Source organism: Rhizobium sp. MHM7A (assembly GCF_005862215.1).
Lineage (GTDB): Bacteria > Pseudomonadota > Alphaproteobacteria > Rhizobiales > Rhizobiaceae > Rhizobium > Rhizobium bangladeshense.
This window is the reverse complement of sequence record NZ_VCHT01000014.1, coordinates 178,916-187,279: the sequence shown is the minus strand read 5'-3', so window position 1 is coordinate 187,279 and position 8,364 is coordinate 178,916. Positions and strand designations below refer to the sequence as shown.

At 61.7% G+C, this 8,364-nt stretch carries 8 protein-coding genes; 1 reads left to right on the top strand and 7 read right to left on the bottom strand.

All coding sequences use genetic code 11. The features are described from left to right. The 7 genes from FFR93_RS32375 to FFR93_RS32345 form a co-directional block, all read right to left on the bottom strand. Positions 1–728 (bottom strand): formyltetrahydrofolate deformylase (locus tag FFR93_RS32375; protein WP_138396223.1); only part of this gene is annotated, 728 nt, incomplete at its 3' end. Positions 729–817: 89 nt separating this feature from the next. Next, on the bottom strand, positions 818–2,125 hold the full coding sequence (gene glnT, locus FFR93_RS32370; RefSeq protein ID WP_138396222.1) for a type III glutamate--ammonia ligase: 1,308 nt from the start codon (positions 2,123–2,125) through the stop codon (positions 818–820). A gap of 80 nt (positions 2,126–2,205) precedes the next feature. Next, positions 2,206–3,534 (bottom strand): FMN-binding glutamate synthase family protein, encoded by a 1,329-nt coding sequence (locus tag FFR93_RS32365; RefSeq protein WP_138396221.1) that lies wholly within the window; start codon positions 3,532–3,534, stop codon positions 2,206–2,208. Between the two features lie 14 nt (positions 3,535–3,548). Further along, a complete protein-coding gene (locus FFR93_RS32360) occupies positions 3,549–4,235 on the bottom strand; it encodes a GXGXG domain-containing protein (protein ID WP_138396220.1) in 687 nt (228 codons plus the stop codon). A 57-nt stretch (positions 4,236–4,292) separates the two neighbouring features. Continuing rightward, positions 4,293–5,198 (bottom strand): glutamine amidotransferase family protein, encoded by a 906-nt coding sequence (locus tag FFR93_RS32355; RefSeq protein WP_138396219.1) that lies wholly within the window; start codon positions 5,196–5,198, stop codon positions 4,293–4,295. 89 nt (positions 5,199–5,287) lie between these two features. Beyond that, the gene (locus FFR93_RS32350) at positions 5,288–5,971 is read right to left on the bottom strand and encodes a helix-turn-helix domain-containing protein (protein ID WP_138396218.1); all 684 of its coding nucleotides are present in this window, start codon (positions 5,969–5,971) and stop codon (positions 5,288–5,290) included. Between the two features lie 62 nt (positions 5,972–6,033). Then, a complete protein-coding gene (locus FFR93_RS32345) occupies positions 6,034–7,017 on the bottom strand; it encodes a GlxA family transcriptional regulator (RefSeq protein ID WP_138396217.1) in 984 nt (327 codons plus the stop codon). A gap of 87 nt (positions 7,018–7,104) precedes the next feature. Between FFR93_RS32345 and FFR93_RS32340 the strand changes: the two genes are divergently transcribed. Continuing rightward, entirely contained in the window at positions 7,105–8,355 is a 1,251-nt protein-coding gene (locus FFR93_RS32340) for a sarcosine oxidase subunit beta family protein (protein WP_138396216.1), read from the top strand. Positions 8,356–8,364 lie beyond the last annotated feature (9 nt).

Below are 8,364 nucleotides of genomic sequence, written 5' to 3'. Positions count from 1 at the left end.
GACTGCGCATGGGTGATGCGCGCCGTGTCCTGCTCGATGATCGGGCCTTCGTCGAGGTCGGCGGTGACGTAATGGGCGGTCGCGCCGATCAGCTTGACGCCGCGCTGATAGGCCTGCTTGTAGGGATTGGCGCCCTTGAAGCTCGGCAGGAAGGAGTGATGGATGTTGATGATCCTGCCCGACATCTGCTTGCAGAGCTGGTCGGAGAGGACCTGCATGTAGCGGGCGAGCACGATGAGCTCGGTGCCGGTCTGCTCGACGAGGACGACGAGCTGGGCCTCGGCCTGCGGCTTGTTCTCCTTCGTCACCTTGATGTAGTGGAAGGGAATGTCGTGGTTGACCACGACCTTCTGGTAATCGAAATGGTTGGAGACGACGCCGACGATGTCGATCGGTAGCGCCCCGATCTTCCAGCGGTAGAGCAGGTCGTTGAGACAATGGCCGAAGCGCGACACCATCAAGAGCACCTTCATGCGCTTGTCGCTGTCGTGGAATTCGTAATCCATTGCGAAGGGGGCGGCGACGGCGGCAAAATCGGCGCTGATTTCGGGGCCGGAAAGCCCTTCCTCGGAAATGAAGCTGACGCGCATGAAGAACCTGCCGGTATCGAGGTCGTCGAACTGGCTGGAGTCGATGATGTTGCAGCCCTTGTCGGCCAGATAGCTCGAAATCGCCGCAACGATGCCGCGCGTCGACTTGCAGGATACGGTAAGTACGAAGCTCTTCATGCTGTCTCTTCCTTCGCCCTTTCAGGTACAGAGGGTCCGGTCATGCCGAGCTGTCCAACCCGGCATGGCAAAGACGTCGGTCCGGCTGCTCAGATATCGAGCGTGCTGTCGCGTTCCCACTGGGTGAAATGCGAGCAGTAGGCATTCCATTCCAGGTGCTTGAGCTTGAGATAGGCGGAGGAAAACTCAGCCCCGATTGCCGCCTTCAAGCCCTCGTCGGCATCAAAGGCGCGCAGCGCATCGAGCAGGTTGAGCGGCAGGCGCGGCGCGTCCTTCACCAGGTGGCCCTCGGCATACATATCGATATCGTAGTGCTGGCCGGGGTCGGCCTGGCTGCGGATGCCGTCGAGGCCGGCCGCGATGATAATCGCCTGTAAGAGGTATGGATTGACCGCGCCGTCCGGCAGGCGCAGCTCGAAGCGCCCCGGTCCCGGCACGCGCACCATGTGAGTGCGGTTGTTGCCCGTCCATGTCACGGTGTTCGGCGACCATGTGGCGCCCGAGGTGGTGCGCGGCGCGTTGATGCGCTTGTAGGAATTGACCGTCGGATTGGTGATCGCGGCCAGCGCGGAGGCATGCTTCATGATGCCGCCGAGGAAGGTTTTCCCCTGAGCCGAGAGCCCAAAGGCCATTTCCTTGTCCGCGAAGGCGTTTACCCTGCCATCGACGTCCCAGACCGAGATGTGCGCATGGCAACCGTTTCCGGTCAGGCCCTTGAAGGGCTTCGGCATGAAGGTGGCGCGAAGGCCGTGCTTTTCGGCGACCGACTTGACCATGAACTTGAAGAAAGAGTGCTTGTCGGCGGTCTTCAGGACATCGTCATATTCCCAGTTCATCTCGAACTGGCCGTTCGCATCCTCGTGGTCGTTCTGATAGGGCTTCCAGCCGAGTTCCAGCATATAGTCGCAGATCTCGGCGATGACATCGTACCGACGCATCACGGCCTGCTGGTCGTAGCAAGGCTTCTCGGCGGTATCGAACTGGTCTGAAATCACCGAACCATCAGCAGAGATGAGAAAGAATTCGGGCTCCACGCCGGTCTTCACCCGCAGCCCTTCCTTCGCAGCTTCAGCCACCAGTCTTTTCAGCACGACACGCGGCGCCTGTTCAACAGGCCGTTCGTCCATGACGCAGTCGGCGGCGACCCATGCAACGTCTTTCTTCCAGGGCAATTGGATGACGGAGGAAGCATCGGGAATCGCAAACAGGTCCGGATGGGCCGGCGTCAGATCGAGCCAGGTTGCAAAGCCTGCAAAACCGGCACCATCCTTCTGCATGTCGGCGATGGCTTCTGCCGGGACCAGCTTGGCGCGTTGGCCGCCGAACAGGTCGGTATAGCTGATCATGAAATATTTGATGCCTTTGTCTCTCGCAAAAGCAGCAAGGTCCAGTGTCATTCTCGTTCCCCTTTGGATTTCTTCGAGACACTTTGGTTTATGGATATGAGACGGCCGGGATATTGCCCGGCCGGTAGAAATCAGAAGCCTCCCTTGCCGGGGATCCAGTTGGTGCCGGCGAGCGGCACCTGCGCCATGGCCGATGCCTCGATTGTCAGTGCGACGAGGTCTTCCGGTTCGAGATTGTGCAGGTGGTTCTTACCGCAGGCGCGTGCGATCGTCTGAGCTTCGAGCGTCATGACCTTGAGGTAGTTGGCGAGGCGGCGCCCGGCCGCAACCGGGTCGAGGCGTTTTGCCAGCTCCGGGTCCTGTGTGGTGATGCCCGCCGGATCCTTGCCTTCATGCCAATCGTCATAGGCGCCGGCCGTCGTGCCTAGCTTCTGATATTCCTCTTCCCAGCGCGGATCGTTGTCGCCGATGGCGACGAGCGCCGCCGTGCCGATCGCGACCGCGTCGGCGCCGAGCGCCAGTGCCTTCGCCACGTCGGCGCCCGAGCGGATACCGCCCGAGATGATCAACTGCACCTTTCGGTGCATGCCGAGATCCTGCAGCGCCTGGACGGCCGGGCGAATGCAGGCGAGGGTCGGCATGCCGACATTCTCGATGAATACGTCCTGGGTCGCCGCCGTGCCGCCCTGCATGCCGTCGAGCACCACGACGTCGGCGCCAGCCTTCACGGCAAGAGCGGTGTCGTAGTATGGACGCGCTCCGCCGACTTTGACGTAGATCGGCTTTTCCCAGTCAGTGATCTCGCGCAGCTCCATGATCTTGATTTCCAGATCGTCGGGACCGGTCCAGTCAGGATGGCGGCAGGCCGAGCGCTGGTCGATGCCCTTCGGTAGGTCGCGCATATTGGCGACGCGGTCGGAGATCTTCTGGCCGAGCAGCATGCCGCCGCCGCCGGGCTTGGCGCCCTGGCCGACCACGACTTCGATCGCATCGGCGCGGCGCAAATCCCTAGGATTCATGCCGTAGCGCGACGGCAGATATTGGTAGACCAGAGTCTGCGAATGACCGCGTTCCTCATCCGTCATGCCGCCGTCGCCTGTCGTGGTCGACGTGCCTGCGATCGTCGCACCCCGGCCGAGCGCTTCCTTGGCGTTGCCGGAAAGCGCGCCGAAACTCATGCCGGCGATGGTGATCGGCGTCTTGAGCGTGATCGGCTTCCTGGCGAAGCGCGAGCCGAGCACCACTGTCGTGTCGCACTTCTCGCGGTAGCCTTCGAGCGGGTAGCGCGAGATCGAGGCGCCGAGAAACAGCAGATCGTCGAAATGCGGAACCTTGCGCTTCGTGCCGGCGCCGCGGATGTCATAGATGCCCGTCGCGGCTGCGCGACGGATTTCGGCGAGCGTGTAATCGTCGAAGGTCGCGGACTTGCGTGGCGGGGTGTAGGGGTTGTGATAGCTCATGAGTGTCCCTCGCCTCAATACGCGTCGGCGTTGTCGATATTGAAATTGTAGAGCTTGCGGGCGGAGCCGTAGCGCTTGAACTCTTCGGGTCTGACGTCCGTCACGCCTGCCTTGCCGAGCAGTTCGGCAAGCTTCTCCAGATGCTCCGGCCGCATCTCCTTCTCGATGCAGTCGGAGCCGAGGCTCTTCACCTCGCCGCGAACGAACAGCTTGGCTTCGTAGAGCGAATCCCCGAGCGCATCGCCGGCGTCGCCAAGGACGACGAGATGGCCGGACTGGCCCATGAAGGCCGACATGTGGCCGATGCTGCCGTAGACGACGATGTCGATGCCCTTCATCGAAATGCCGCAACGCGATGCGGCATTTCCCTTAATGACGAGCAGGCCACCCCGGCCGGTCGCGCCGGCATATTGGCTGGCGTCGCCCTCGATGACGACGGTGCCGGACATCATGTTTTCAGCAACACCCGGACCGGCCGAGCCATGAACCGTAATATTGCCGCCGTCATTCATGCCGGCGCAGTAATAGCCAACAGACCCCCTGACAGCGACCGTCACGGGGCTGTCGATCCCCACTGCGACGGCATGGCTGCCGCGCGGGTTGATGACCTCGAATTCAGTGTCGTTGGCGCCTTTGGAAAGAGCGTGCAGCGCGCTGTTCAGTTCGCGAAGAGGCGTGTTGGAAAGATCGAATGTCGGCATTGAATCCTCATTGCTCCGGGAGACGGTCTGCGCCGCCTCTTGGCTTTCAGGCGCGCCTCAGGCGGCCTTGTCGTGATCCCAGAAGTAGACGGTTGCCGGCTCCGGCTCCCAAACGCGGGCAATTTCGATGCCGGGAAGATTGACCAGCGCGCGGTATTCCGAACCGAAGGCGACATATTGATCCGTCTCGGCCATGACGGCGGGCTTGCAGGCGATCGGGTCGCGCACGACGCCGAAGCCGGATTTGGTGCCGACGACAAAGGTGAAGAAGCCGTCGAGGTCGTCGAGCGCGCCCGTCAGAGCCTGGCCGAGATCCTTGCCCTTGGCCATTTCGGCCGTCAGATAGGCGGCGGCAACTTCGGAATCGTTCTGCGTCTCAAAGGTCATGCCTTCGCGGACCAGTTCGCGGCGCAGGTTGTTGTGGTTGGACAGCGAGCCATTGTGCACGAGGCACTGGTCGGCGCCGGTCGAGAATGGATGGGCGCCGAGGGTGGTGACGGCGGATTCCGTCGCCATGCGCGTATGGCCGATGCCGTGGGTTCCGCTCATTGCGCGCACGCCGAACCGCGCCACGACGTCTTTTGGGAGGCCGATTTCCTTGTAGATTTCCACGCTTTCACCCGAGCCCATAAGGCGGACTGCCGGGCGAATCCGTTCGAGCGCCTCGCGCACCGCTCCAAGCTTGGAGGCATCAAGCTCAATGACCGCATGCGTGCTCTTGATCCACACGTGGGCTTTGATGCCGGCTTTGTCGAGATCGCCGGCCAGGCCGTCGAAGTCCGCGCCTGGATTGCTGGACTGGATAGTAATTTTCGCCTTGCCCTCTGCGGAGCAGCCATAGATCGCTATACCGGCCGAGTCCGGCCCGCGATCCGTCATGGTGATCAGCATATCCGAAAGCAGGTTTCCCAGCTGAGGCTCAAGGCTCTTGTCCTTGAGGAACAATCCAACAATGCCGCACATAGGCTGTGCCTCCTTTCATGTTGAGAAAGGACTAGCAGGTCTATGTAAGGACTTCAACTGGCAGGAATAAACTTTTCTTCTAAGGCAAGTCAGCTTCGCGAATTCTGTTGGGGATAGCTGATAATCGAGAGGTACCTGCTCGGCAGTTTGACCAGTTCCTCCGGCCCATGCGGCGCATCGGCGTCGAAGAACAGGCTGTCGCCCGGCTGCATCTGGAAAAGCTGGTCGCCGTGGCGGTAGATGACCTCGCCTTCGAGCATGTAGAGAAACTCCATGCCCTCATGCTGGAAAGTCGGGAAAACATCGGAATCGGCCGTCAGCGTGATCAGGTAGGGCTCGACGATGACGCCGCTGGTGTTGTTGTCGATGTGGCCGAGCAGATTATATTGGTGGCCGGCGCGGGTGCCGCGCCGTTCCAGTTCGACGCCCTGCCCCGCCTTGACGAAGACGGCATTGCGCGGCTCTTCATAGCGGCGGAAAAAGGCGGTCAGCGGGACGCCGAGCGCCCGCGACAGCGATTGCAGCGTCGTCAGCGACGGCGAGATGTTTCCGTTCTCGATCTTCGATAGCATGCCGAGCGAAATCCCCGTCGCGGCTGCAAGATCGGTGACGGTAATGCCGAGCTTCTTGCGGTAAGCGCGCACCTCATGGCCGATCGCCATTTCGAGGTTGTTTTCCTTCGGCTCCCGGACAGCGTGCGGATCCTGAGAAAAAGGAGCGCGTCCGCCATGCGCTGGTTCCGGTTGCTTTTCCGCTTCATGTTTGGATTTCATGGATTTTTCCGCTGCCGCCTTCTTTAGTCTGAAGGCAACCCTATCGTGGTAGTGAAATTTCCTCAACCTTGAAGAAAACTCAACCGCGCCTCACTCGGAGCCGTGCCGTAGACGGATCGGAACATGCGGGAAAAATGGCTCGAACTGGAAAAACCGGTGGCGACCGCGATTTCAGAGATGGAAAGCGGGCTCTGCTTCAGCAGGCGCTGGGCATGCTGAAGCCTGATCCTGTGATACTGATCGAGAAAGGTCGTGCCGAGATGCGTTGAAAAGAGCCGGTCGAGGTGACGAGGAGTGACACCGGCGATGAGCGCCATGGCTGCGCGGTCGAGCGGCATCTCGATCGTCTCTTCCATCCGCTCGAGAACATTGAGCAGGCCGGGGTGGTGGACGCCGTAGCGCTCGGCGAGCGACGCGCGCTGCGGCGCGGCGGGCTCGTTGACTTCGGTGTGGAGATACCAGTCGCTGACGCGGCGGGCGAAATCCGGTCCCATCCGCTCGGCGATCAGCACATGCATCATGTCGAGCGGCGCAATGCCGCCGCCGCAGGTGATGCGGTTGCCGTCGATCACGAACCGCGCATGGCGCGGCGTCAGATCCGGGAAGGATTCGAGAAGGGCAGCGGCATGTTCCCAATGGATGGTGAAGTCGCGGCCGCCAAGCAGCCCGGCGGCGGCCATCAGATAGGGACCGCCCGATATGCCGCCGATCCTGACACCTTCGCGTGACAATTGCCTCAGGCAGGCAAGCGCGCCCGGATATCGCCAGTTGCGCGGCGAGCCGCCGGCGCAGACGAAGACCGTGCCGAGGCCTGCCCCCCTGACGGGAAGAGGTTCAGCCGGTACGCTGACGCCGGAGGAGGAAAGCGCCGGCGCACCGTCGGGCGAGAAGATCGACAGGCGATAGATCTCGCGCCCCGCCAGAAGGTTTGCCGCCCTGAGCGGCTCGGTCGCCGAGGCATAGGACATCAGAGCGAATCCCGGAATCAGGATGAAGCCGATCTCCTGGACACTTCTACTATCGGGCCTAGTTTCCGCTGAGGACATGTCTCTTTTCTAATCGTTGACGTCCCAATTGCGCAAGTCGATCACATCCCTTCTGTCATCATGCAGTCGTTCTTTTCGGATTGACCCATGCGCTATTCCGCTCTTTCGATTTTCCTCAATGGCCTTCGCGGCAACAAGGGCTGGGCGCCCGCCTGGCGCGACCCCGCGCCGAAGCCGCGTTACGACGTCGTCATCGTTGGCGGCGGCGGTCATGGTCTTGCCACCGCCTATTATCTTGCCAAGGAGTTCGGCGTCACCAATGTCGCTGTCCTGGAAAAGGGGTATCTCGGATCCGGCAATATCGGCAGGAACACGACGATCATTCGCTCGAACTACCTGCTGCCGGGCAATAATCCCTTCTACGAACTATCGATGAAGCTCTGGGAAGGGCTGGAGCAGGATTTCAACTTCAACGCTATGGTCTCGCAACGTGGCGTGCTCAACCTCTTTCATTCCGATGCGCAGCGCGACGCCTACACGCGCCGCGGCAACGCCATGCGGCTTCATGGCGTCGACGCCGAGCTCCTTGACCGGCAGGCGGTGCGCCGAAGACTGCCCTTCCTCGATTTCGACAATGCCCGTTTCCCGGTCATGGGCGGTCTCTTCCAGCCGCGCGGTGGCACAGTGCGCCACGACGCGGTGGCCTGGGGCTATGCCCGCGGCGCCGACAGCCGCGGCGTCGACATCATCACCCAGTGCGAGGTGACCGGAATCCGCACGGAGAATGGTGAGGTCACCGGCGTCGAGACCAGCAGGGGCTTCATCGGCTGCGGCAAGCTGGCGCTTGCGGCGGCCGGCAATTCCACCGTCGTCGCCGATATGGCGGGCCTTCGCTTGCCGATCGAAAGCCATGTGCTGCAGGCCTTTGTCTCCGAAGGGTTGAAACCCTTCATCGACAATGTCGTCACCTTCGGCGCCGGGCATTTTTACGTGTCCCAGTCCGACAAGGGCGGCCTGGTCTTCGGCGGCGATATCGACGGCTACAATTCCTATGCCCAGCGCGGCAGTCTGGCCACCGTCGAGCATGTCGCCGAGGCCGGCCTTGCAATGATCCCGTCGCTGTCGCGCGTGCGTTATCTGCGCTCCTGGGGCGGCGTCATGGACATGAGCATGGACGGCTCGCCGATCATCGACTGCACCCATATCGACAATCTCTATCTCAACGCCGGCTGGTGTTACGGCGGCTTCAAGGCCACCCCTGCCTCCGGCTTCTGCTACGCCCATCTGATCGCCCGCAATACGCCGCACCAGACCGCCCGCGCCTTCCGGCTCGACCGTTTCGCGCGCGGCTATCAGATCGATGAAAAGGGCGTCGGCGCTCAGCCCAACCTGCACTGAGGACATTTA

Coding starts and splice junctions, on each gene's coding strand:
- FFR93_RS32360 (WP_138396220.1), bottom strand. CDS start 4,235: ATGCCGACATTCGATCTTTCCAACACGCCTCTTCGCGAACTGAACAGC.
- FFR93_RS32345 (WP_138396217.1), bottom strand. CDS start 7,017: ATGTCCTCAGCGGAAACTAGGCCCGATAGTAGAAGTGTCCAGGAGATC.
- FFR93_RS32350 (WP_138396218.1), bottom strand. CDS start 5,971: ATGAAATCCAAACATGAAGCGGAAAAGCAACCGGAACCAGCGCATGGC.
- FFR93_RS32365 (WP_138396221.1), bottom strand. CDS start 3,534: ATGAGCTATCACAACCCCTACACCCCGCCACGCAAGTCCGCGACCTTC.
- FFR93_RS32355 (WP_138396219.1), bottom strand. CDS start 5,198: ATGTGCGGCATTGTTGGATTGTTCCTCAAGGACAAGAGCCTTGAGCCT.
- FFR93_RS32340 (WP_138396216.1), top strand. CDS start 7,105: ATGCGCTATTCCGCTCTTTCGATTTTCCTCAATGGCCTTCGCGGCAAC.
- glnT (WP_138396222.1), bottom strand. CDS start 2,125: ATGACACTGGACCTTGCTGCTTTTGCGAGAGACAAAGGCATCAAATAT.